Raw genomic sequence first — 26,856 nt, 5'->3', positions numbered from 1 at the left:
GTGAGGCTGAAGCAAAGCGCTTTGATCATCGATATTGAGGTCTCGGCTTTTGGCATAGGAATAGAAAGCCTGAATCGCCCGCAGATGCGCCGTAGTAGTGTTGTAAGCACGGTACCTTAGCTTGAGTTGGACGTAGATGAACGGGACGAGTATGGGCAACGACGCTGCATCTCCAGTTCGCACAAGCAGCGATACACGCTGACCTGAAGAGAAACGGCACTGAATCAGCTTCATCGGCAGTCACCTCATTAGTGACTCGCCATGAACACGAAGTACATGGCCCGTTGAGAAAGTCGACGTCAGAAGCGGGTTTTTCGAATCAATGCCTTACGACCCAGGTAGAAGTTACGGTCGAGTATTTGGGGGTAATAGTTCGTCGGAATGTGTTCATGAGTCTTCGTTAGTTACGGCCATGGAAGCTGACCACCGCACACTAAATCGCTATCCATTGTAAATCGCCGACCAATTGCCAAGGGAGTGCTATACCTTAAAAGGTTTTCGCATGACGCCATTCGTTCTGCCACATGCTGCACGGAGTACAGAACGATCAAGGAGAGATCAATGTGACAGCGGTTCTGGCTCGTGGTATGCGCGGTGATCTGGTCGAGCAGTTGCAAGCGGCGCTGATCAAAATTCAGGTTCCTGCGCAAGGCGGGGGACTAGAGCCAGCGCTTGCCACGATTGATGGTGACTACGGACGAGCCACTCAGCTTGCGGTCCAGAGAGTCCAGTTCAAACTGGCGCTACCCATTACCGGGGTCGTCGACGCGGCGCTCTGGAAGAAACTCACCGAGAGAGAATGGCCTGACAGTTTTGAGAGGCACCTCAGCCTGGTGGCGGCCTTTGAAGGGCATGGGTACACCAAGGCGGCCGGTAACTGGGATAAAGCCGGCATTACCTGGGGGATTATCGGATTCATCTTGATCACACGCAGTACCAAGAACAAGGCTGTGTACGGGCCACTGCGCGAGTTGTTAAAAGAGGCATTTGCCAAGTACGAGCCTACGATGATCGCAGCGTTCGGCGACGTCCAGGCAGCGAAGCTGAAGTCGATACTCGATGCCACTCCCGAGAATCTTTACAAGTTTGCCGTCCAGATCTCAGACGGCAAACGCAATTTCGTACTCCAGCCCGAATGGCAGAAAGCATTTGCGCAGCTGGGCAAAGATCCCGCAATTCGACGGTTGCAGCGTTCGTTCGCAAAGCGGCTGTACTACGAACCTGCCATCCTGGAGGCCAAGGAGTTCGGCGAAGAGTTCAAAATGGTGTCCGAGCGCACGGTTCAGTTGTTCTTCGACATCCAGGTGAACAACGGTGGACTGGGGCGCAAGGAGGAAAGGCCGCGCGTCAAGGCTGCGTTGAAGGCTTTAGATGCAAAGGCGACGTTGACAGATAAGCTGAACACAATCACGAAAGCGCTCTCGGAATCGCGGCCCAGGTTCGCCAAGGACATCATCGAACGCAAGGGCACAATCTCCAATGGATTCGGCCGCGTGCACGGTAAGGATTTCCGTCTGGACGGCTGGGGGATCGAGACCGACGCTGCCCCCGTTGTGCCTCCTGCACCAGCGCCGTCCCCCAAACCAATCAAAATATTCATGGCCATGCTCAGTATCGAGCCCACACAGCAGGCCGAGCAGATCGACCTCGCTCGCGGTGCCGGGAAGTTGGGGCTGACCGAGCCAGGCGTCGACCTTTTAGAAAAACACACGTGGCCGACCGGAAACGGAATTGAAGTGGTGGTAGCCGAGAAAGTGAAGTCGCTCAGTCTCAGAGGTCTGCTTGGCGACAACGGGACGACCTTGATCGGTCCCAAGGGTGACGCATTACTGCATGGCATCAATCTCATGTTTCGCGAGCCCGTCGGGATACTTGCTGTTATGGGGCAGTCGACGCCATTGCCAGCAGCCATGTCGGGAAATCATCTGCTGGTGGCGCGTGGTGATCGCCACTACATCGGCTTGGCCCTTCGAAAAAACGATCAATTGCATTTGGTACGCCAGCGACTGCGAGGAAAAGCGCCGGAAGAATCATTGCTCGACATCACCGAGATCCGGCCACAGTTGGCCGAATGCCGGATTTTGATGCTCTACGCTGGATACGGCATTCCCACTGATATTCTGCCGGGCAGTGGTGTGCGGTGGCGCGAGTGGCTGGCCCCGTTCAAGGCGTCACCGATCGTGCTCGGCTGGTTCGGCAACGTCCGCTTACCGCGCGATGCAGCGAAGCAGGTTGTCGCTAGTGACTTCCTCGAGCACATTTCTGCGCTCCAGCCCGGGGCCGACCTCCAGACGCTTTGCGAAAACTACCCCGACGCCATCGTCCAGCTATGGGGTGAAGCCTGCCATCGCACATTCCATGCCGGCACTCAGAAGTATCTCTGGCTGGATCAACCCATTCCGGCGCTGAGTTTGAGCCTCAGTGGTGCTGCCGCGATTGGACAGGACGGCAGGATCTGGCACGCCAACCCAATGTTCGGTGCCGCCGGAGAGACGGCGATGAAGGTGGTGGTCGTATGATTATTTACACGCCAAAGGCGGATCAGTACATCGAACTGTTGGGGAAGGATATCTCCGCCCCCGAGACTGGCGAGGAATTCAGGGCGACGTTGTTCGACCAGATACATCTCGTTATTGGTGAGACCCGCATCCGCTGGCGGCTGGATCCGCGTACGCCAGCTGGCGCCGGTGATGCGCCTAAGTTCGAGCGTGTGGCCACCGCATCCGGCTCATTTCCCGCCAAGTCGCGCAAGCTGCCCAAGAATGGGCACTTGAAGCTCGAATTCCACGTCAGTTCGCCGCTCAGCCCGCAGGAGAAGGGGATCTGGGTTCGTCTCTGGTTGAAAGTCAAAGACGATAACCTTCAATTCGTTGACATGCCGAGCGAGCATGCCGGGACTCACGTCGCCGACGGCCCCGACCTGGAGCGCGGTATCGCCAAGTGGTTGTCCCGGATCAACGATCGCTGGGTCGTCGACAAGTCTCGTCAGCCGAGCCGTGGCAATGCGTTGTTGTGTGCGCCCATCGCGGGTCAACCGGGATGCAGGAATCTCGTGCATATCGATGCCAATCGCGATGCGCAGGATTCGGCTGATTATTCGTTGGCGTTCGTGCTTGTTGAGGGGAAGGGAGCCTACGACGTTTGCACAGAATTGTTGATCGCCTCCTCCTTTGTCCCTGCTGCCCCCGTCAGCGGCTATGCCTTGCGACTGGACTTCGCAGAGCGGGCACGCGCGCCGTTGGTGGCGAACGGCCTACAACTGCGCTGTTTGCAAGTGACGGAACGCCAGGGCTGGAGACTTGAATGGTTGAATATTCCTGGCGGCCGCGGTACCCGATTGGCCGAAACGCTGACGCTGGAGTCAATCACACAAGGGTTGCTCGAAGGCCACGCGCTCGGGCTCGCAACGACCCGCTCGCGCAACCGGCTGAGCCTGCTCCCGACCTGGATCACCACCGATATTGCGGACGAGTCCGTCACGCTAGTCTTTTGGCTGCAGGCGGATGCAGACCAGAAGCTGATCGATACGCGGTTGGAGTCGATCGGCCTGCCGAGTCGAAGGAAGATTGCGATCCACTGTGGCGGAGCACTCGACATTGACGGCCGGCCCTTGGTGCTGCGTGGGTGGGCCGAGGACGTCCAACCGGCGTCCGGGAAGATGGTTTCCTGGAAACTTGACGGCAAGGGCCTCATTCAGCCGTCGCACAAGTTGGGTATCGGCGCCGTCTTACTGTCAATGGATTCATTTACCGGGGGGCACCTGACACTCGTTATCGCGCAGGCGGGTTCTGCGTACCGTCGCGCTCCGCTGGAGAGCGTTCTCCAACTCGGCTTCGACAACGCCACGTATACGGCGCTGAGCATGGACCCGGAGCTGGGTTTCGAGACGCTCTCCGATGTGGTTCGGCGCGAACGGCCCTGGACCTTCGACCTCCTTGCGGATCAATCCTGCAAGCTCACGATCCATGAGGTTGCAAACCAGCAGCAAAGCCGTCAGCTGCGCCTTGTACTCCAGCTTCATACGCCTGGTGAGCATAATACCGATGTTATCCTGGTCGATCCTGGCCCACTGACGGTTGTACGCGTTCAGACGTCTGAGAAGCAAAATGGCGACGATATCCTCGCCGAATACCTGGACGACGCCGATCAGGCACCAGAGTGGCAGTTCTACTCGAACAAAGGCGGCATGCGCGTGACCTTGCCACCTCAGGGCATCGGCGAGGAAATGATCAAGGGGTACCTGCACCTGGATCGTGACGACCCTGCCAAACCAGGTACCAAGGTCAGAACGTGCGTGCCCGGCAAAGGCGAGCTGTTCGACTTCCGCCTCACCCCACCGGCGCTTCTGCGGCTGGACCGAACTGATGTAGACATGGCGCGCTCGGAAGCACCTTGGTCGCTACGCCGTCTGCTGGCACGGCGGCTGGGGGCGGTGGGTGTCAAGTTGGAGTCGGCGGATTTCGAGTTGCTGTATGGCCTGACTGCGCATCTGGAAACCGAGGGACTGCGCATTGCCGAGCTCGACGGTTTCATCGGGCGTGTTCCGTTCCCGGACGAACTTCAAGCCCTTCTGCGTGACCGCGATACCGCAGGCATCAAGCAGCTATATGCAGAAAAAGCCAGGCAGTGGCTGAGCGGTCTTTGGGCGCGGCCCTCATGGTGGCGGGTCTACCGGGATATTGCGCGGCGGGGTCGCCTGCTGGTCGATCAAGGACTGGAATATAGACTGCGCCCGACGCGTGATACGGCGCATCCATTCGACATCGGCAGCCGGCACGACAGATCAGTGACCGACCGTGAGCCTTTGCGTGGTGGCGTGGACTGGCCGTTCCAGTCCCGTAATGTCTACAAGGAGCTGATCGCCAAACCGATGTCTAGCGCCGGTTCGATTGAGGGACTCGTATTTGGCAGCCTGGGTGGTGAAGGGACACAGACAGCGGCCTTCAACAACGGCAAAACGCTGATCATCACGAACACCCGTCAGGGTCGGCTCGACTCACTCACGTTAATACGCATCGGCCGTATCTCGATGCTGTGGAACAAAGCGCGCCATGTGATCGTCTACGAACGAACGACGCGACGCTCGCCGCGATACAGTGAAATCAATCCGACTGGAGAGCAGGACACTCTCGAAGCACAGCCAGAATTCGCCGGTATTGCCGCGTTGCGCAAGGTGCGCGAGTACGTCGAGATTACTGAACCACGACGGCGATATCCCGACCACAATACAACCAAGCCCACCTGCGGACCGCTGGTCCAAAGCGTTTTTGGTAGCATTCAAGTTCCGGTGCGGTCCGATTGGGGACAGGACATTCGCGACGGTTTTATCATCTCGCTGCGTGGCCCGATACCGGATGGCCGTGAACTGGAATTCCCCGACCCACGCGTGTTTCTTGACCTGGCGCGCGCGGCCGGGAAAGGTGAGGGCGCGATTGCTCAGCGTATCAAGAGCACCGAGCGCCTTGTTTTCTTCAGCAGCACGCGGGACCAGGACGGCGGCGATACCGATGCCTGGCCAGCGTGGCCGGATGTTGATTTTCCTCTTCTGAAACGTCCTTCCCCCCCAGATCTGCCTTTTACGAGCAGCTTCCAGGGGCGTGCCCAACAACCGGATGCTGCTGCGATTGAACTGGGCATGGCCAGGTTCACCTTCACGCTGGACCCTGCCGAAGAAGCGGTCAACCTGATGCACGCGCGTAACGTGCCGGGCCTCGAAGCAAAGGTCACTAACATAAACCTGGCTCGCGGCCTGCCGAAGGAGACGCGCAAGCAGACCTTCGAGGTCGAGACCGTCGCCGAACATTTCGGCAATGCTCGAGCCCAACTTGTTGATGGGCTCACTGAGCTGCGTGCGACGTTGCGCGAACGGGTTGCTTCAGGAGAAAACGCACCACTGGCCACGCAGCCTCAGCTGAAGGAAGACGTTAGCAAGCTCGTTGATCGACTACAGGAGGCCGTGGATAAGGTCCCGACCCCGCAGAATGCCCTGGCGCGTACTTGGCAGGCTCAACAGGATGAACGCAACAACCAATACATAAATGCCATCAAGGGCAGCGACGGCCGCGTGGGCGATGCGGCGCGTCTTGGCCAGCAGATGGAGGACCTTGCTGTCCACTTTGCCGAGAACGAAGCAGTTGCGAACATCGAGTTGGCGCGCAATCAGGCGAGTGCCATAGTCGATGCGATTCAGCAACAGGCGAAGCAGCGGGTCGGTGAAGTCGGTTTTGTGCCGCAGCAGGCTATGGCGGCGGTACGTCGCCTCCTGGAATCGTTAAAGGACGGTTTTGAATCCAGACTCTTGCGGTTGTCGGGGGACCTGATTATTGAGATCAACCGCATCGAACAGGCCTACCTGCTCGATGTGGATAGTGCTGCTGAACTGGAAGCTCAGTGGCGCGTGAAGTTTGCTGGCCTTCCTGTCGAGCTGCGACATCTTGTCGACATGCTCGATCAGATCGCCGATGGCGCCCTGGCCGACTGGTTCTCACGCTTGTCGAATAACAGCAATAGCCCCACTGTCTACAAGCGCCTGCGGGAGAGTGTTGAGGGACAGCTCGGGCCAGTCGTCGACTGGCTCGAACGCTGGAGCGACAGTTTGCCTCCTTTCGACGCCGCGCCCCCCGACTTTGTTGGCATGCGCAGTGCACTGTCCGAGAACGTGGGCAAGCCGTTGGCTGAAGCGTTGCTGGCTTCGGCCTCCCGGTTGGTCCAGCAAATGTGGGACGAAATGGCGGACATCACGATGATGATGGACGCGGCCGTTGCACGGATCGATTGTTGGGCGAAGAGCCTGATGAAGAAGGTACAGGACGCGGCGTCGGTAGAGAGTTTGCGGGACACGTTGCTCGACGGGGCAAAGGAAGTGGTCGAGGAGCTTGGCAGGGCGGCAGACGATGTGAAAGATGCCCTGTCAAACAAGCTTGGCACACTGTCCTTCGGCGACCTTCAAGGCTCGATGGACGCCTTGAAACTCTTCAAAACAAAGACCAGCGACGCGCTGAAAGAGATAAAAAACCAACTGTCTGGCACCTTGGGCGACCTGGAACGGGCGGTCCGCGAACAGGCGGAAATTGCCGAAAATTATGCCCAAGCAGGCGGCCGACAGCTGGAGGACTGGGCCCGGACGTCACTCGGCCCCACAGTCGAAATCGCCAGGAAAAATCTGGACGCCGGCCTGGAGACCCTTCGTATGCTGGCGGAGGGGCCGGTCACAGAGGCACTGGAAACGAGCCGCGAATGGGTCGGTTATTACTTCAATCAGGCGGAGCAGGCCCTGGGCATCACACGCGCCAGTGCATACTTCAACCACCTTGGGCAGGACATGCTCAACTCGCTGAGTGCGAGCATGCCCTTTGATCGCATTCGGGATCGTCTCCTGCCCAAGCTTGAGGGCTTGGCGATTCGTGACCTGTTCCCCGACTTCTGCGGGATAAAGCTCACCTATTTCCTGCCTGACCTCGACGTGCCGCTGGACGGATCCCACGAGTACGAGTGGATAAAGCTGCAGCATGGTTTTGACAAGGACAGGCTGCGTGCCTGGGCCAAGGTCGCAATCAATAAACAGTTCGACGAGCCCGCTACGTTATTCGACCTTGGTCCCGTCAAATTGCGCTTGATCGATCCGCACTTCACCGCTGACAGCGACGTCAGCGTGGCGAAGGACGGGACACGATGGCAGCGCACGACTGCCTCTCTCAACGCTGACTTCGAGCTGTCGTTGAACGACAAACCGATGGTCACGTTACACGACGCCAGCCTCAACTTCGACGAGCGGGGCGAACTCAAGTTCGACTTCGACAGCGAGAAACTGGAGCTATCACCAGAACTCCAGTTCATAACCGATGCGCTGAAGGCCCTGATGCCGCAAGTGGAGGGAGCGACAATTACGCCGCTACTGCCTTCCGGCGTCAGCGCAACCTTGAGTTTGCCTCTTCCCGACATCGGCACCGGCGCTTTCACATTGACCGGTGTCACGCTCAATACGCACCTGGATCTACTCATCGGCGACGGATTCGAGATCAGCACCGGTCTCTGGCTGAGCAAGCCCGACCGCCCCTTCGCTCTGGCCGTTTTGTTCCTTGGCGGAGGAGGCTGGTTTGGTATCGACGCTTCGTACAAGCCACCGTCGCGCTTTGTCACGCGGGTGTCGGTGGGGGTGTCGGCCGGCGCCTTTGTCGCGGTTAATTTCGGCTTCGCCCAGGGGAGTGCGGGCATTCTCTTTACGAGCGGGGTCGACTTCTACCGAGATTGGCAAAGCGGCATCGGGAGCACCGCCATCTCGGTCGGCATCCTCGTCTGGGGCGAATTTTCCGTGATGGGGATTGCCTCGGCGTCGGTTCGCCTGATGCTGCGTATCACGTACACCGACAACGGCGGCATGGTCGCCACGGGAACGTTCAACGTGAGTATCCGTATTTGCTGGTGCTACACGCTGCGTGTCTCACGCACGGCGCAGAAGGTCTTCTCGGGCTCGAGCAAAAGCAACGGTTCTGGCGCTCGACTGAACACCAGTCGCCCCAGGATCAGAACACTTTCCGCAGTGACGCCCACGGCATTTGCGCACGCCAAGGGCGCAGAGAAGTTGGCTGATGCGCCTGACTACGGCTTGCTGCCTGCCATCGATGTGGCTGCCGCCGTGAACGACTACTTTGACACCCTGGCCGTTTACAGGAGCGAACCGTGACTTCTCTGAGCTTGGGCTTGACTCTATCACTCGTCGGTCCTCGACAGGATTTTCTGGACAAACCAGCCTGGCCGATGGCACTGCGTATCTCCATCGGCATGGCTGCCGAGCCCGATTCGCCGCAAGCCGGCGCAGACTCGATTCTGTCAACGCTGCCCTGGAGGGTTTGGGGCGACGCGCTCCCGGAGATCGTCATCGTCGACCAGAACGGCAGTGAAATCACGCGGTGTTCGCCGGCGGCACCGCTGCCCGACAATGGGCCATTCATGGCGTCTCTCAAGGCCGCTGTGCTCGCTCGTGGTGAACGTCTGGCGCAGGAAGGCCAACTGACATTTACCTTCGATGGTAAACACCAAAAACTCGAGGATACAGGCGGCAAGCACGCGGTCTCCTGGCCTGGCCTGATGACTACCTTGAACACTCTCGCCCAACCCACCCCGTCGGCACTCAAGTGCACTTGGTTCTTCAACGTAGACAGGGATCGACTGGCGGCTTTGGATACCGACGGGAACTGGCAGCTAAAGCCTGGCATGGCGATCTCTGCGTCTCCGGCAAGCCTATTAGGGGCGAACTACTCCGGTACTCAGGCCGCTGATGATCCTGCGGTGCATGTCCATTCCTACAGTACCGCCGATGTCCAGGCACATTGCCAAGTGCTGGTACTGGAGAGTGCGTTGGCTCACGGCCTGGACGAACTCGACAACTACTGGCTAAGCATCCGCGACAGTCGCGACGACTCGCTGCTGGACCTGGCCACGCGTCTCGAAACGGCATTGGATCCGGGCGCAATGCTGAGCGCTCTCAGTATCGAAGAATTGACCAGTGTCTGTATGTCCCACGGTGTGAGCCTGCCTCAGCGACCCGCGACCATCATCGAGACAAAGGAGGCTCTGAAAAGTTGGAAAGAGCGGGCCAATACCCTTGGCGAATGGGTGGCGAGCCAGCGCCGGAGCATCATCAGCGCGGCGCTGATCAGCCAAGACGATACGGTGGAGGTCATTCGCCAAAAGTATGTGGAAGAGGTCCCAGAAACCTTAAAGACCCTGATGGATGTTTCGCACAAGGAGATAGTCACGGAGATCGATATTGACGCGATATCGGACCTGCCGATCCTGCTGCGTGAACGACTCTTGCCTGCGTTCACTGCGCGCGACCCCGGCCCGTGCCGACCAGATGAGGGCATCGAGTTGGTCGTGGGCGACGAGCTTATGCGATTGCGATCCGAAGTTCAGCCGTTGGACCCGTTGGTTCATGCGGTGGACAGCATTGCAGCGATCCAGTTGTTCGGGCGTCGCAGCTCCGACGTTGCAGCGCTCGATGCCCCGGATGACGTCTCAACAGCCGATTGGCACGCATTGAGTGGAGGGCGATACGCAATAACGACCAACGACGGTACAAACACCTGGGTTTCTTCGTCTGATCGGGTGCTCGGCGTCACCGCAGGCTACGTCGATCAAGTACTGTGCCGGGAACTGACCTACAGCGGCGCCAACCTCGTGTGCCGAAACCCAATGGAACGTGTGCACCGCGAAAACCTGGGGGAGGGGGAGACTGACGTTAACGAGGTCGGCCTGATGTTCGCGCAGTTGGAAAGGCTCACCAGCCCGACCTGGGGACTGCGGGCGTTGCCGCTGCGTTACGGCGACCACTATGAGTTCGCGGCGAGCGTGATCGACCGGTCCGGAGGCCAAGCGGCTGAGCTCTGTCTTCCCGATCAGCCCTGGGCCTTCAACCCTGCCACCATCTCTCGCCTCTCACCGCCACAGCGGGATCGTGTGCGCTTTCTTCGTCGAGTAGCCGTCGGGCATTGCAACATCCTGCCGCCTAAAGACGGTTGGCCGCAAACGCCCGACGAGGTATGGCTACGTTGCCTGGAAGAGGCTCCGCCTCCCGCCGGAAATGTCGCGCAGCCCACCTCGGTGCTGCTGGTGCCGTCTGACCGTGAAGTGTTCCGCGAAAAAAAAGTTGCCGATAACGCAGCCGGTTGGCCGTCCTTAGTATCTTTTCGCGTGGAGGCGCCGCGTCTGGACGAACACACGCTGCTGCGCTGGAGCATACCGCCAACGACCCTGGCGCCAGCGGCGCAAGAAGCGGCTGTGGATGCACTGAAGGAGGCATTGACCGCGATATACCGAACTCGTGATTCTCTGCTCGCCAGCGGAGGCTGGACCGATGCTGCCGGTGGCGGACTTCCGTACGACCCAGCGGTGACGGCGCTAGGTGTTCGGTATCGCTTCGACAACCAGGCTGAAACCAAGTACATCAATCTCGCACAGGAGGCCGGCATCACGTTCGCCTGTGGCGTTGCAGACCGATTCGAGGCCGATGCGCACGCACGCGAACTGCGTTTTGTTATCGCGCCGGGCAGTCATGTGCGGCTCGGTTTGGTCCCATTGATCGCGCCGGAGGATTTCGAACGCATGGACGAAGAAGCATTGAGCAGGCTTCTCGAACACGAGCCTTGGCTCGCGGCTGACGGAACATCGTATCGGGCGTTCGCCGAGAGTGTCGTATTCGCGGAAAGTGCGAGCGCCGAACTCCCGAAACTGAATGCAGGCAATCTGTTACTCGCGGCGGATGGCGCGGGCAATGTCGAACTTCGGTACGGCTTCTCGCGCCTGGATGCCAGCGAACAGCGTCATCTGCGACATGTCCATCAGATGAGAATCTCCTGCGAGCGCTGGGTCTGGCGTAACTTGCCAGTACCTTCAAGAGCCACTGTTGATGAAAAGACCTCACCTGCCGAGTGGCGTCGGCGGCTAGCCAGCGGACCGCCACCGGAAATCATTGACGCGGCGCACAGGGATGCGCCCGATTCTGAGCTCGTCAGCTATTTTGACGAGTTGGTCGGGCTTGACCAAGGCTTTGTGCGCCGCGAAGAGGTCATCTTGAGGTTCCCACGGGAGCGCAGCGACGAAATTGCCTTGCACGTCGATCGGCGCGACGGCATCACGGCTGCCGACTACCTCCGATACCATCTGAACCTGAGTTCGCGCTATCGAGGCGTGCTGCTGGAAAAGGACAGGAAGGCCATAGGTCCGCGGCGCATCGCCATGCCGTTCCGCGGCAACCCCATGCAGATCAAACCGCCCAAACTGCTGGCGGTATTGCCGCTGATTCGTGCGATGGACGCCAGTCCACGCACGGCCGAAAAAGGTGTCGGCTCTGCGTTCCTGGTAGTTCTCGATGAGCCATGGTTCAGAGAGTACGGAATGGGTGAACGATTGCGAGCGCGAGTGGCGCATGTGAAGGCAGAGATTGGGGAGAAAACCGAACCTGCAGAACTTCGTTACGGTCCGCTGCCGGACCACAGCGTAGAACCACTCAAGAGCGCAGAACTCGACCGGCTACTGGCCGATGATCTCGACTGTTTCGGCCCATTCGGCTTTTCCCTGGACCGGGGGAGCAGTCAGGCGATGGCGAATGCGACAGGGTTCGTAGTCTATCCCCCGGCCGGGACACCACCACATTACAACCTTTTTGTAGAGTTCAGCCGGCTGCTGGATATACCGTCCGGAACGCTGCAGCAAGACAGCACCGTCGCACCGCTTGTAAGTGCGATTAGCGATGCTTTACCCCTCTACACCTTACCTGACAGCGATGAACTGAACCCGCGGACTGAACCGCTAGGGATCGCCAGACTCGGACTTGGAAAATTCTCTTTCGATGCCGCGCAAGTGGCCAGCGCACCGTTTGTGGGTGCGACCGGCGAAGTCCTGCTCCAGTACCGGTATCTGCTGATCGTCGGTAGGTTTGTGCACGATGGTGGACGGGCTGTGACCGTATTCCTGCCGGAGGACGGGCTGTGGATGAACGACGGGGATCTTCGGCTGTTGGGAAATGCCGATCGGGACATCAGTGGTTGCAACGCCGGCGTAATCGCTGAGGTGCTTTTGAATGGCCGCCCCGGCAAGTTTGATCCTTTGGGCGATGCCGGCAGCTTGCGCGAGTTTTTCGTGATGATGTTTGGTGACACCGACAGGGATGCACCCGGAATGATCCGCAGGTTCTCGCAAGTATTTGGTATCTCGTTTCAGTGATGCAAGCTGCCTCCGGGGCATGAGGATTTGTCCGGCGGAGAAGGGGAAACGATGAAATGGCAAGTACGATTAGGCAGCGTCTGCCGCTGTACTGGAGTATTCCATGAGTCGAGATGCGATAGTCTGGATGGTCGTATGCATGGTTTTCGTCTGCGGAGCAGTCTGGGGGAAAATTCTTCCCGGTGAAGATTTTTGGTCAGTAAAGGTTGCCGATGTTTTCGGCGAGGTATCCGCCGTGGCCAGTCTAATACAACGCTTAAAGTTGAGGCTTTAGTGGGGCGTTTTAGGCAGATGATGCATATAGGTCGCTGTGACGGGGTAGCGTAGTGTTATCTCATGAGACAAACTCTGTCTCCTTGGTGGTCGGGCCGTTTGGTCTGCGGTTATGGTAAGGGAATAGTATGACTCTGAAGCACAAATTCACTGTTCGAGGTAAAAAATTTCTGATTAACAGACTGATTGATGCAGCAGAGTCTGGGAAACTTACAAAGCACACCGTCCATCAGATGTTCAAGGAGGATCAGCTGGAGGTCATGGGGGTTGAAATACTGGAGAATCCAGTCACTCATAAAGAGCAGGAAGTACAACAGGCTTTTGGCCAGCGCCGATCAATAGCATTCGAGCTGGCAAAGACTTTGAAACTGATCCGCTCCGAAACCGTTCCGGGTATATTTCCCATGAACGGAAACGGGCAGGATCAGCACATCTGGGTAAACCGATGCGTCGCTACCCGACTCGGTCGTATCTACCGTCGTCTGCCTTCATCCCTGCAAATTTCGGCCCTATGGCTCGTGACATCTGCAATCCGATTGACCGCGACGCTAACTAAATTCAAGTGGTTGACCGGAGTGATCAGCTTCGTCGTGCTGGCTGCGAAAGTCTGGCATTCTGGCGCGATCGACAAGGCTTGGATAGGGATAAGCGCGGCGTCTGGAATTGCGGTTGTTTGGTTACTATCTCTCTGGCGGTGATCAGGTAGTCAAGGCGCTGCTTCCAAACCACGATTTGATTCACTTCGCCCACTTCACCCACTTCGATGCTTTCAGATGTTCTCACATCATTCAGGCCACATGAACGATCTCAACGCTGGTAGATCTATAGATCTAACACTGAAGAACTGCTGGAAGAAGGACGGACATGGAGACACGCGTCGTTGTGGTGTCAGTGATCCATGATCCCTACATTCAAAGCCCAGACTTTGTATCCGATGCTGCGCTCCCGAGTTCTTTCTGGAGCCGTCGCCATGATGCGACCCGATGCAAAAGTGGGAAAAGTTTACCTCTACCCCAAGGCCGTGGACTTCCGAACATCCATCGATGACTTTGCCGCTCTGGTCTAACTGGATATCAAGGTGGCCGTGTTCGACCCGGTGCTTTTCGTCTTTCTGAGTCGCCACCGCAACCACCCTATTTCGCGAGATAACGTGAAGCCCATTGCTCACCGCAAGGGCATTTGGGGAGAGCATGATGGCCAGCTAAATTTCAGGTTCATACTTGAAGCCTACGGCTTCCCAATCCCGCCAGTCAGGATTCGCGCCGTCAACCCATCGAACGTCTATGGCGGTCGGGTTGCTCAATGCTCCACTCCCTCCCTGATACCAGGCTCCGGTTACTTTCCCATTTGCTTCGACGGCCAAGGGCATAAAGTTTGAATGAAATGAAGGAGGGCGTGATTGTTTCCATCTAGGAACCAACAGATTTCTGACCCGCTCGTGCTCTTGGCGTTGGAGCTCATGGAGCACAGGGACCAGCTCGCTGAAGCCACATCGTACTGAGATCTCTGAGAACTTCTTGAAACCCACCGATTTCTGGGGCGCCTCCACATTGATGTCCAATGTCCTGCCGCTGCACAAGTAGAATTCAGCCTCGGAAAGATTCAGGTGCGTCACGCTCACTTCAGGATCTTTTTCAACAACCGCGAGGATGTAGTATTGGGCGGGAAAGACTTTTTCGACCTTGTTCTTGTCTTTAGCCATATTCCATCTACACGTTTTATTGAGCCTCCAGTTTTCGCGATTGCTCGTACTTTTAATTTCAATCGTCACACCCCATGTCAGCTGCAAGTCAAAGACATCACCATGGGGTTGGTTGCTGTAAAAAGGTGCCAAGCTTTTAGCCAGCTGTCCTGGACGCGGAATTTGGTGTGTCAAGTCCAGCACCCGGCCCAACACTATGTCGTCGACGTGATCTATCAGGTGTCGAGCCAGAATGAATTCGATCATGACACCGCGAATGACGGGAGTCGTGATGTTCGAAAATGCCCAATCCCAAAACTCCCCAACATCATAAGCGAGACGTTGATTGTCAAAAGAAAATTTCAGGTCGCTCGTTACTTTGGGGGACATGGCACACCCATATTTGGAAGGGGCCGCATTGTAGCCATGGGTACATGGCCAATCCAATCTGCGCGGAATGTTTAGACTGCTGGGAGTCGGCCTGCAACCTCCAGTGCGGTGTATTTCTGTGGATGCAATGTCGGAGCTGCAATTACAGGAAATTCGGGTGACCGGCCTGGAACAATTACTGTACCGGCTCCGGCCGCAGATCGAGAATGCAGCCCCCCGCGCGTGGCAAGAGTAGTGGAGTCATCTGGCCATCCCGTATGATGGCCACCCCCTTTTCGCTCGGTGCCGCTTCGCAATGTCAATCGCCCCGCTTGATCGGCTCATCTCTATATCATCAGGCCCTGACGATTACGCAGGCGCCCAGCGTCTAAGTGATCTGGCCGAGGCCCCCTATGTTGTATTGTTGGGCGCGCCTGGCATGGGCAAGACTGTGGCGTTCGAACATTTTGCGGAGCGAGCGGGTGCGTCGTGCATTTCTGCCTTTTGGTTTCGCCGCAAAGATCTTTCCGATGCCACGACGGTGTTTATCGATGCTCTCGATGAAGTCCCCATACAGAACGCCATTGAGATTGCAAAGTGCTTAGAAGAGCTACCGTCGATGCGATGGCGAGTGAGTTGTCGAGCGGAGGACTGGAACGAGGGTGGAAAGCTCAGCAGAGCGTTCGGTCAGGGGCTGGCAGCCCATGACGAGGCCCCCGTCGTGGCTCAGTTGCAACCTCTCAGTGAGGAGGAAGCAGTCGCAGTGCTCACAGCGTTTGGCTGCTCAGAGCCCATAACGCTCCTCTCCACACTGCAGACGCTGCAATCGACGCCTTTCGTGCTATCCCCACTGGGGCTGAAGTTTCTCGTGAGTGTGAAGCCCGAACGGTTGCCGTCCCTCACCCGTTTCGAGCTGTACCAGTCCGGTGCACGCCATTTCGCTACGGAGCACAACCCCTCCAAGGCAGAAGACCGGCAAGGCGGCGAACCTGCGCCTGATGTCGTCCTAGACCACGCCGGCCGTGTCTTTCTGACCCTGCTCCTGGCTGGAAAGCATGGCTTGCAGCGATCTGGTCCCATCGCAGACACCATGCTGTCGGTGCATGATGCGGGGCTTGAACCGGCCGCTCGCGAGACTGTCTTGGACACCGCGCTGTTCATGAAGAAGGGCGAGGACTTCCTGCCTTTTCATCGCAGCATCCAGGAATTTCTGGCCGCGCGCTACCTGGCCCGCTTAGTGACAGGCGCCCTCGGGGGTGCAAGACTGCATATCGAACGCGCGGTTGCTCTGTTGGTGTCGGTCGATGGGTTGCCATCTGAAGGTCTGAAGGCGCTGTACGCCTGGTTCACCTGTCACCTGGTCAACGAGGGCGCACTACACCACGCCCAACGGCTGGTCCAGCGCGACCCGGAAACGCTGTTACTGCATGGCGATGCGTCCACGCTTCCCGTTGCGTCGCGCGTCACCGTACTGCAGGAGGTTGGTGCTCGCGATCCGTTTTTTCGCTGGACTCCGGAGCAGTGGGGACCGGCGCGGATCTGCTCCGTGGGACTTGTCTCCCCGGACCTTGTGCCGCTGGTGATTGAGCTGCTGCAAACAGAGGCGTCCACGCACCGACTCAGCATGTTGCTGGAGGCGTTGTCGACCGGGCCGGCGCTGGCTTCCACCGCTGACGCCTGCTGGAGCGTCGCGTTACGCCAGAGTGACGTGCAATGGTGCCGCGCGCAGGCCATTGATGCCTGGTTACATAATGCAGTGCCCCCTGCGGATGACATTTGGGGGCGGATCGACGAGCTCTGTACCCCAGGGGAAGCGTCGCGCGGTCACTTGCGTAGCATCGCACAACTTTTTTGCGCGATCCCTGCGCAACAGTTGTTGGTCGGCGACGTGGAGCGGGTTCTGGCTAGCCTGCAAAGAGCCAATGATGCACTTCTTCCGCGGGCTGCGCCGGAAGATGGACGCATGGAGAGCACTTACGCGATTAGGGACATTGCCTGGCATGTGGCAGCAGATTTTTGGCGCCCCCTGATTTTGAATGCACCGAAGCGTTGGCGGCTACAGGCTGGCGTGGGTGCCCTGGAGCACAAGTTCGCTTCGGTGCTGTGCATTGCTGCCTTGTCAGGCGACGGTGTAACCGCGGAAGAGTTCGCGCACATGATGGTCGCGACCGGTGTGATCACCGGGGCCGAGTCAACCTGCAAGAAGGCTGCCGGAGAATGGTTGATCGCTCGGTCCACCTCCGAGAAGGTGTTGCACGCGTTGCTTTTGATTTCGGACCAGGATGTAGCGGATAGCGGGTCGCTTGCCCACGGACTGCTCGCGCTTGGCTTGAAGCCTAGCGAGACGCTAGTGCGCCTGATACTGAACTCTGAGCCACTGATATCCAACGTCGGTTCAGCATACGTCGGCAGACAGGTCGGTATCTGGGCACTGGAACGAGGGGAGCCCGTACCGGCCTGGCTGATCCCGGTACTCCAGGAGAGCCCGGGTGATGCTGCTAACGCCGCCCTGCAATACATACGGCTACAGGTCGAAGAAGAGTCGGAGCGGCAAGCGCACCAACAGGAAAGCATCGAGCAGTGGCTGGTCCGTCAAATAGCCGAATGGCAGCTGCAGTTACCCTCAGTGGTAGCAGGCAAGGTCGACGGTGCCTTCTACTGGGGGGCAGAAGTCTATTGCGGTAGTCGCCCGATCACGAGTCGTCATGTAAGCGGGATAGAAGCGCTGCTGGAAGTGTTCGGTGAGCCGCTAGCTCAGTCCATCCTTGAAGGGCTCGCCCGTGTGTGGTCGAAAGGTGAGCATGAAGATGACCGCGGGGCTAGAGGGGCCATCACAGCTGCGTCTGCTTCCATTCACCTGGGTGGCGGGCGGGATTTCTCTGCGGAACCTGCGGGACGAATTCTCCAGGTCCTTTTCGCCACAGTGTCGATGCGGGATGCCTATCTCAAGGAACGCTTAGAGGCCTGCTGCATTGATCAACTCAATCGATCGTTCATAGACGATCCTGCTTACTTTAGTCAGCTCGCTCATAAGCGGGACGCCAGTTGGAATGCACTTTTGTACAAGCTGGGAGAGCATCCAGCGCCGTCCAAGTTACATGCGTGGGCCGTGCAGGTGGCATTGGAGCAACCTGATGCGCTGAGTGGAAGTCTTCTAGACAGCGTGCTTCGGCTGGCTGAACTTAATGTTGATGCACCAGCACTGACACCACTGTTGGCTGATGTGTTGTCCCATTGGTCGAACCAGGGCGACGGTACTGATGCTTTGATCACTGGCAGCGATCGGCGCTGCGCTGACCGCCTGCGCTGGGCATACTTTGCCGTCTGCCTGCAGTCGGATGTGTTCAGCAATGACTTCGTACATGCCCTGGATGAGGCGGAGGACGCTGCCATTCACCGGGTGATCTTCGACGGATACCCCAACTGTAGTTATTGGCGGACGCCGACGTCCACGCTGGCCGTCAGCCGCCTCCTGTTGAAGTTCCTGTTCCAGCGCACCCCTTTGATGCAGGGGCACTTTGAGCGAGTGTGGCCGGACACCGTGAAAGTATTGAAAGCCGTTTCGTTGTCGGATGAACCAGGCGTCGAGACGACCCTTTTGGAATTGCTCACGGACGCTAAAGGTACACGCTGGGTTGATACCATCAGGCACGAGCTTGAACTCTACAGGCGAGATGTCCGATCGCAAACACAGAAGCTACTCTCCCCGAGAGATCTGGCAAAGGTGCTCAGCGGCAGAGGCCCTATCAATGCGCAGGACCTGAAGGCCTTGGTGCTGTTGATCCTTGAGGAAGTCGCTGCCGAGTTGCAGCCTTCTCCACACAACCTGTGGAGGCTTTTTTGGGACAACAACAAGCCCAAGGTCGAGAACGATTGCCGAGACGTGCTGGCCGGCAAGCTCAGAGACAAACTTGGCTTTTTTGGTAGCTTCGAGGTGTCCCCTGAAGCGGCGTCATCCGGAGGAACGCGGGCGGACCTGCTTGTTACTCACGGCCCATTTACCGTGCCGGTCGAAGCGAAACGGACGAGTCATACACATCTCTGGTATGGGCATATCGGTCAGCTTCAGACCTACACACTGGCGAACAGTACCGAAGGTCAAGGCATTTATGTGATCTTCTGGTTCGGTAATGCGCTTGGTGTGACGCCGCCTCCAGCAGGCATAAAACCCGAAAAACCTGAAGCGTTGAAGGCGGCACTGGAAGATCTGCTGCCAGCCGCACTAGCTGCTACAACGTCAGTGGTGGTACTGGATGTCTCCAATGCCGCGCAGGCAGCGAAAGTGCGAAAGGACAGCGAGTTCAATAAGGCGAAAGCAGCCAAGCCACGGGCACCAAAAAAACTCAAAAAATTGATAGCTGTGGCAGAAGAACTCCCTCCAAGGAAGTGAAGGCAACGACACCTAAGAGCTGCCCATCTCGCTGACACCACTTATGACCTAAGGAGCAACAATGTTCGTAGGACCTGACCAGTACACCACGACCCTAGAATGCATGGTCGCTGATGAGCCAGCACTCGATGTGGCCGTTGCATTTTGGGGGCAGGGTGCCGATAGCCGTATCCACCCCAACGAGAGCAAACCAATCCGAGTCATCTGTAATTTACGCAGTGGAGGGTCAAACCCCTGGGCCATCCAGAGCCTGCTCACGCGAGCCGAGACCAATCCACATGTTCAAGTCCGGCAGTGTGATCGACTTCATGCAAAGGTCCTGATCGGTGCCACCCAAGCCCTGATAGGGTCTGCAAACATCTCGGCAAACGGACTGGGGCTGGAGGGCAGCGAGTCGGCGCACTGGCTTGAAGCTGGTTTCCACACCAACAATCTAGCTGAAATAGCTTCTTCTCAGCGTTGGTTTGACCAGCTTTGGAGCTCTATGGATACACGAGATATCACCGTCGAAGACATGGCTGATGCAATCGAAGCCTACAAGCGTAATCAAAGTAGTCGGCCTGATTACAGCCCTCCCGGGCCCTTCAGCTTCAACAAGTATCAGCCTGAACAGCTTCAAGGGCGAGACGCCTACGCGCTCATTTACGTCAGCAGACCAAGTGAAGAGGCAGAGGCAGCAACTCTTGGGCATTTGAAAGCAGAGGCAATCGCGGCTGGAGCTGATGAAGTCAAAGGGAAGGGGACCAGTCGGTGGACGTTTGAATGCTGGCCAGAATCCTTAGATACCTCTGAAAAGAATGAGTATTTGTGTCTACTCTGGAAAGCGAAGACTGGCTCCGTGACTGTCGATGGTCCGTGCAAGATGACGTCAACTCAGCTGGAGTTCCAGTACTCAGGCGAGCGCCATTGGGGCTGGGTTGACTTGGCCAGGCCGACTAACTCTTTGCTCGGGCGTCGCCTCAACAAAACTGATTGCAGGGCACTGACAAAAGAGTTAAAACCAAAAATGCAGGAGATTTGGGAGCGGGCTGAAGTCCTCGACGAGGGTTCAAGGCGAATCCAGCTTGGCGCACTATCAGAAATCCTGAGAGCCGGCGCTTGATGTAATCACTGCGCGATAATTTAGTATCCGAAATCAATCAACTGCATCCGAAGAGCCCTCGGACGCAAATCGTACTTGAGCCACCGCGATCTGTGCGGGAGGTTGCGCCTCAGGTCTCAGTGAACTCCGGCAACAGAGTCACCGTATGATGTCTTTGCACAAGGATGCGAAGTGATTATTCAAAAATCTGTAACCATAGACAACATTGAAGAACTGCTGACAGCAGAGTCAATGCATGATTTTGTACGCGTTCCGCTCAACACCAACTATGGCGGGATATTCGGCATAGAAGCGGCTTTAGCACAGCTCATGATCACTTGGGCGAAAGGAGAGGGTGAAAAGCTTTTACACCTGTATTGTGATAAAGATGATTGGGCATCTCATGTTGCCGCGCTGGGCCGATCTAGCGCTGGCCTCGCGGCTTTGGTGATGTGCACTAAAGTCGATACCACCAATCATGTCGAAATCGAGAAAAGCGAAGCTTTATTAAAACTGCTTCCAATGATTCAGGCGATGTACGACGGTGCCCTAAAGGAAACGAGCAACGCAAGGGGCGCACGGCCCACTGTCATCAATCTTTTTAGTATCAGCAATGCACGAAGGGAGTATCTCAAACCGTTCTACGCTGGAGGTCTGCCTCCCAAGGTACATCCAAGTGACTCATTTGAAGGCATAATTGATAGGGCCTCGACTCTAATGCAGACCAGAGCGGACAGGCGTGCATTGATGAAGCACGGCTTGGCCTCATTGGGGAATGTGATCTATGAACTCATATTAAATGCCGACCAGCATGCAACTACAGACCTTCATGGTGCTAAATATAAAAAGGGATTGCGCGGCCTGACTATAAAATCGATCAAGGTTCAGAGAAGTCAGCTCAAGGATAAATTCTCCGGATTGGCTGCGACGTTTGAGCGGTTTATAGCTAACAATATGACTCAAGGGGATACGCTCGATCTTTTAGAGGTTTCTGTCATAGATAGCGGCCCTGGTATGGCGCGCAGATGGTTATCGCATAAACACGGGCGCATTATTGAAGATTTATCAGCTATCACCATCGAGGAAGAGCTGGAAGCAACTATGGAATGCTTTGAGAAACATGTGACATCGAAAGATGATGAGGCTTCTGGTATGGGACTTCACCGAGCCACAAAAGCCATGAACGATCTCAAGGCATTCGTAAGACTCCGCACAGGTAGGTTGTCTCTTCAGCAGACTTTCAGCGGAAAGCCTCAAACCGCAAAATTTTCCCCTAAGCCATGGAAAGCAGACGGGACGCTGTCAGCGGTGGAAGGAACTGTCTTCACTATATGCATCCCGGTGAACTAAATGACAGATCTCCTTGACTTTGAGTTTTGCCTCAATGAAGGTTCGCCTAGCGCTACCAATATTGTGGTGTTTTTTAATGGGCCTGATCAGATAACACCTGAACAAATCACCCACGCACTACAAATACGGCTCCAGGAATACGTGCTTCCTGATCACGTTTTATTTTTGACTCCTGATGTATATCGAGGTCAGATCAAAGATGAACTCAAGAAAGACAACTCGGACATCTCTATAGCCCTGCAGCGAAAGGGTCGGTCATCTAACGTCAAATATGGATTCGGATTTTTCAGTCATGATGGGCGACTCTCCAACTACGAAATATATGATGGTGCGGATAAAGACCTCAGCAAGAGTATAGTTAACTCTTTCGATGGCATTTTGAGCGCAGGCCTCAAGCACTTGGCAAAGAAATACAATGTGTTAGAGAGGGCGCCATCTGGGTTCTTATTTTCAAAGCCATCGTCTCGCGCGGCCAACTATTTCATAAGGGCAGAATCCCTGTTGGCAGAGGCTGCCAACTCTCATTTCATCGCACTTGCGTGTCTGAAACATGTAGCTCCTGCGGAGCTATCCACTGCGCCCAAAGTCATATATTTGGACACGATTGCATTCCTCCCTGTCGCCTTGTCGATAAAGCTATTTCTGAACACCTTCGGCAAAAATAGCCCTCTTTCCATTAGGTCATTCAAGTCGTATGAGGGCGTCGCTGGATGCGCCCCATCGGGCAGCGTAGCACTCTGCCTGATATCGGCATCTACCAACTGCGGGCTTGCCCAGAAATGGTACGAGGAGAATGGTTTTGATGCCTCAAAAATCATTACCATCCTGTCATTTCAGAAAGTATCGCCTTACTGCTCGATCGTGCTGCCGTTAGGAAAACCCCATGATTTCAGTACCAGCACTGGTTCAGATTCCCGGCCATTAATTAGAATCCAAGGGGAGCGTTTCGTCGCTCAGCATTCCGAAACACAACTCCTTAACATTTCTGTAAAACATGCTCACGCGACGTTGCAAGAAAAATTTGAAAAGTACGTCGGTAAAGGATTTTTTGGTTGCTATGGCCAAGGGCAAACTGTTAACCGAAGAACAGTTTGGATAGATAGATCAAAGTTGGCTGCGGACGAGCAATTTCAAAAATGGCTCAGCGATTGCGTTATTGAAGAGGTTTCATTATCGACGAACACCATTATCTATGACGATGACGCAGCTAGCTTGGCAATGGCAACGCTCGCCAAGTCATTGCTGGAAGGGTATGGACTCACGATTGCACATTTTCTAACCTTTAATGAGTTGGAAGATTTGGAGAAGTTCGTCGGCGGAGCACTTGTCTTGACAGCTGCCGCGGAGAGAGGATCTCGACTGCTGAGCGTGAGCCGACGCTTAAGAAGCAATCAGGAAAGTGGGACGCGAGTTTACCTTATTGGGGCACTTCTGGGTCGAACATATGACCAGATGGCAGAGCTTTCTTCCAATCTGACCCAGCCGCCTAGCGGCGCTAAGCGTTATTCGGTCAAGAGCTATTTCGAATTTCCAGTTTCCAATCCCATCTGTAATAGTCATTGGGAAGATGAAGACAATCTATTGTCGAGAATTATTAGTCAAAGTTCCAGGCCGCCGGCTTTCGTGATTGAGCGGGCCAAAGAGTTGAAGATTCCGGCTGACTCAAGCCTCACCCAATTCGCATTCTGGCGCTCCAGTCACACGGGCAAGCCAATGACTATCACCAAGGGGTTTGCATTTGTAGACGATAAGACTGATGTGAAATCCAGTACCAGTGTCGAAATATTCTTGACAATTAATTGGGTACTGCAGAATGCCAGGCAATCCGCTAAAGTTGAGGAGGGTAAAAAATTGGCCTCCATAGAGCTTCAACAGGTTTTGCTATCTCCGGAGGTTTTCTCACGATACGACGATGGGGTAATCCAAGCCGCGTTTCTTCGGGCCGCTCATCCGGCAGAATTGGATTACAGAGAGCACGAAGGCTACAGCTTAGCGATGGCTGACATTATCAGACGGATCGTTCGGGGGTACGGGTACTCACGCGGAGAGGCAGCACTCGAATTCATTGTCGCGCTGTGCATTGGTAAGATCGCCCTCCATTCGACTGTAGCAGGTAAACTCAACGAGTTCATTTGCAGTCAAATGGAATCGCATCTAGAGGGAATACACACCTTATTCGCCAAGGATTCAGAAGCGCTTTAGTTGATTTAGGAGCCCTTTGCAGTGTGTGAATCTCCTCGCCGCTGCAAAGCCTATTTTTGCTCAAAGCCATAGCATATCGACCCAGCATCTCCGTCACGATTTACTTCCACTCAAAACTGAGTTGCCATGCACCGATCTCGACATGAGGCTGGTCAACGCTCTTCAAGCGAGAGGTTTTGTCCAGACTGTAACGGAGAGCGCCTTCTGTTTGCACCCGGACTTTCGGGACGTGCTGTTCTCCATCACCAAGACGTTGCTCAACGTAGGCCCTCAATCAAAGGGCTAATCATCTGTTTGATGGAAGGAATCGAGGTGCCGATCTGATGCGACCCGATTTCGTCTCCCTGCTTTCGAATGTGTATAGAAATGCTACGGTCATCTTCAACCTTGGCAAAGGCTACCAATCCGTTCTCTAAAGGATGAATTCGCACATCTTCTTCTCCTCCGGGATAATTAACTGCCAGTTGAAAATCGCTTAGAACTGCTATCACTTTTACTGCTGTATGCACCCATGAACCATGCTGGCCCGTCATGTATGAACTGCCGCTCACCAGAACAACCGCCATCATCAGCGAACCAAACGAATGTAGCATTGCAGTTGCGGTGGGTCTGGGGATTTTCTTTTTTAGGCCCACCACTTCCAATACGGGGGCGAGCATATGTATCGAATTAAGTGTCATCGTATGGATAAATCCGACTATGACCATCACGAGCGCAAAGAAAAGAAGCGCTATGGACGCAACGGTCATCAGCGCCGGGATGTAAAAGGCGACGATAAGAAAACCGACTGTTACGTCAAAGCTTTGTGGCGGTAAACCTAACGACTCGGAAACAAGCGACCGAGCCATCACCGTGGCGATCAGAAGGACTACAAAATGAAGAAGGGCCACCGCGGTTTTCCCCAGCGTACTTTCCCATACAGCGCTGATCCATTGAACCGCTGGCATACACCACGAAATGAAACCTCCTACAACTCCGACTGATCCAATTATTACGGCAATATCCATCGAAAGGGCGCCGAGCCAGTGTGACAGTATCATTCCGAGTAAGAAGGTCGTCATGGAAAAAATATAAAAAAGGTTAGACGCGGATATTTCCTTGTATTTGTGTTGAATCCAGTCCTGCATGATACCGGTTACTCGCTCTTGGAAATCCGCACAAATGTTGATAGTTGAGGGCGTGCGTGGCTCGCCTCGGGAACAATTGCTTCTGCCTGAATGAATAATCGCCCCTAGTTTGGTAGACACCTCTCTACCTTAGAGTGAGGTCAATCAGGAGGTGCCATGAGCACCCCGCGTCACACCGAAGAATTCAAAATCCAAGCGGGCAATCAAGCGTCCGACAATTGAGTAAGCTGTTGGCAGATCAGGGGGGGGAACGCCAGGAAAAACCGGTATGTCAAAGTCGTTTCCGTTAGGTCAATGTAGGTGATGATGGTAGAGATCATGAGCCAGAGGCTGAGGTGTTTCTATTTTCTGCCTGCATGAGCTTGCGGATGCACTTCTGGTAATTCTGCAATTGCTTGGAATAATCCGGTTCTTCAGGGTAGTGCTTCTCTTTGACGCCGAACACCAGCCCCCAGTCAAAGTGAGGATCCAAGCCGTCGTGGCACGTTCCACATAACGTCACGAGATTTTCTTGCTCGGTGATTCCACCGTTTCCCCAAGGGACGATGTGGTGAACATGAAGCTCAAGGTCAACATAGTTGGCGGGCGAGCGACCGCAAATGAAGCAGCGTCGGCCATCACGGTCGAGTACCTTCATCCGCAATTTCTTGGATGGTGCGTGTTGGCATTGAGACGCAGAGAGCGCTGAAATGTCGACAAATCCAAATGCACCTGAAGCTGTTGCAGTCTCGCGCGGTCCAATTTCTGAGGAAAGCCGAGCTTGAGCCACATCTTCAACGATTACAGCATTCCCTCCGAAGGCATACCAGAATTTGAGCTCCTCTTCGGAATTGATAAGTAAGCAAGTTTGCCCCATGGAGTGAAGGATTGACCGGCATTTAGGGCCATCTAAAAGCGACGCTTCTCTGATTTCACGCCGTGGTTTTGACTCAGTAAACCCAACCCATTCAGTATGAGTGCTTTTGAGTAGCAGGCCGTCATCGGTCGCAAGACGTGTGAGCCGGTAATAGGCCTTGTCCGGAATCCCAGGCTGACGCGAGAGGCGTTCGATTTCTGATTTAAGGGATTTTGAGGCAGGCATGTGTAGGGGCTTATCTTCAGGCTGTTTTCAAATTACAAATTTACCTCGTGACCATTACAGATTCCAGTTCCATGCTTGATTGTCTTTGCGCTTGTTAGGCCTAAGCATTCGCTCTGGAAGCGTTATGAGGAAGTCTGGAAACCGTGATGCGGGCCAATGGATGGATTCTGGCCGGCGGCTCACGCGATCACAACTTGAATATACTGCCGGTAGGGGCACACCACCGTTAGTCTGCTGCGCAGCTCCGGCGCCCCGAGGCTTACTACTTGATTGCCATGGATTACTTGGCCTGTTGACGCTGATGCGGGGTCGACCCAGTCGTCGAAATTTCACTGACCCACTCAGGCTCAACATAAATCAATGTCTGTGCTGGATTTTTGCATGTTTGGATATGGGTCAGTCTTGCGTCGGCAACTAGGCCAATCTGGAGTCGGCATCAACATTGGAAGGGGCAAAATGGGGTGCGCTACGGGGATATATAGGGATAATCAGGGGGTGATGGGTAAGCGTCCGGCAAAGGCATCCGGCCCGAAGTCGGAAAATGGCGCAGCAGCCGATACCTTCCTGTGACCATTGCCA

The 26,856-nt window shown here is 55.7% G+C and carries 11 protein-coding genes; 8 read left to right on the top strand and 3 right to left on the bottom strand.

All coding sequences use genetic code 11. From position 1 onward, the window contains the following. Window positions 1–563 precede the first annotated feature (563 nt). The 4 genes from AC07V0_RS17105 (at window position 564) to AC07V0_RS17090 (ending at window position 13,694) form a co-directional block, all read left to right on the top strand. Window positions 564–2,519, top strand: coding sequence for a peptidoglycan-binding domain-containing protein (locus AC07V0_RS17105; RefSeq protein WP_495019707.1), 1,956 nt, complete (start codon window positions 564–566; stop codon window positions 2,517–2,519). Next, window positions 2,516–8,683, top strand: coding sequence for a hypothetical protein (locus AC07V0_RS17100; RefSeq protein ID WP_495019706.1), 6,168 nt, complete (start codon window positions 2,516–2,518; stop codon window positions 8,681–8,683). Before AC07V0_RS17105 ends, AC07V0_RS17100 begins: the two co-directional genes overlap by 4 nt. After that, window positions 8,680–12,723 carry a hypothetical protein gene (locus AC07V0_RS17095; RefSeq protein ID WP_495019705.1) on the top strand — a complete coding sequence of 1,348 codons (4,044 nt, stop codon included), beginning with the start codon at window positions 8,680–8,682 and terminating at the stop codon, window positions 12,721–12,723. The genes AC07V0_RS17100 and AC07V0_RS17095 overlap by 4 nt, the downstream gene beginning before the upstream one ends. Window positions 12,724–13,124: 401 nt before the next feature. Beyond that, window positions 13,125–13,694, top strand: a complete 570-nt coding sequence (locus AC07V0_RS17090) for a hypothetical protein (RefSeq protein ID WP_495019704.1) — start codon at window positions 13,125–13,127, stop codon at window positions 13,692–13,694. Between the two features lie 503 nt (window positions 13,695–14,197). Here the strand turns inward: AC07V0_RS17090 and AC07V0_RS17085 are convergent. Further along, window positions 14,198–15,067, bottom strand: a complete 870-nt coding sequence (locus tag AC07V0_RS17085) for a hypothetical protein (protein WP_495019703.1) — start codon at window positions 15,065–15,067, stop codon at window positions 14,198–14,200. 418 nt (window positions 15,068–15,485) lie between these two features. Between AC07V0_RS17085 and AC07V0_RS17080 the strand changes: the two genes are divergently transcribed. The 4 genes from AC07V0_RS17080 to AC07V0_RS17065 all read left to right on the top strand — a co-directional run bounded on the left by AC07V0_RS17080 (window position 15,486) and on the right by AC07V0_RS17065 (window position 24,069). Further along, complete coding sequence (locus AC07V0_RS17080) at window positions 15,486–19,436, top strand: DUF8371 domain-containing protein (protein WP_495019702.1); 3,951 nt, start codon at window positions 15,486–15,488, stop codon at window positions 19,434–19,436. Between the two features lie 61 nt (window positions 19,437–19,497). Then, complete coding sequence (locus AC07V0_RS17075) at window positions 19,498–20,538, top strand: phospholipase D family protein (protein ID WP_495019701.1); 1,041 nt, start codon at window positions 19,498–19,500, stop codon at window positions 20,536–20,538. Between the two features lie 171 nt (window positions 20,539–20,709). Continuing rightward, window positions 20,710–21,867 carry an ATP-binding protein gene (locus AC07V0_RS17070; RefSeq protein ID WP_495019700.1) on the top strand — a complete coding sequence of 386 codons (1,158 nt, stop codon included), beginning with the start codon at window positions 20,710–20,712 and terminating at the stop codon, window positions 21,865–21,867. Continuing rightward, window positions 21,868–24,069 (top strand): hypothetical protein, encoded by a 2,202-nt coding sequence (locus tag AC07V0_RS17065; RefSeq protein WP_495019699.1) that lies wholly within the window; start codon window positions 21,868–21,870, stop codon window positions 24,067–24,069. A gap of 257 nt (window positions 24,070–24,326) precedes the next feature. Here AC07V0_RS17065 and AC07V0_RS17060 read toward each other — a convergent pair whose 3' ends face one another. Both AC07V0_RS17060 and AC07V0_RS17055 read right to left on the bottom strand, forming a co-directional pair. Continuing rightward, a complete protein-coding gene (locus AC07V0_RS17060; RefSeq protein WP_495019698.1) occupies window positions 24,327–25,196 on the bottom strand; it encodes a hypothetical protein in 870 nt (289 codons plus the stop codon). A gap of 316 nt (window positions 25,197–25,512) precedes the next feature. After that, on the bottom strand, window positions 25,513–26,277 hold the full coding sequence (locus AC07V0_RS17055) for an HNH endonuclease (RefSeq protein ID WP_495019697.1): 765 nt from the start codon (window positions 26,275–26,277) through the stop codon (window positions 25,513–25,515). Between the last annotated feature and the right edge of the window lie 579 nt (window positions 26,278–26,856).

The organism is Pseudomonas sp. GW821-FHT01E10 (genome assembly GCF_059422365.1).
The sequence above is the reverse complement of the archived record's forward strand: the minus strand, read 5'-3'. Positions and strand labels throughout refer to the sequence as shown.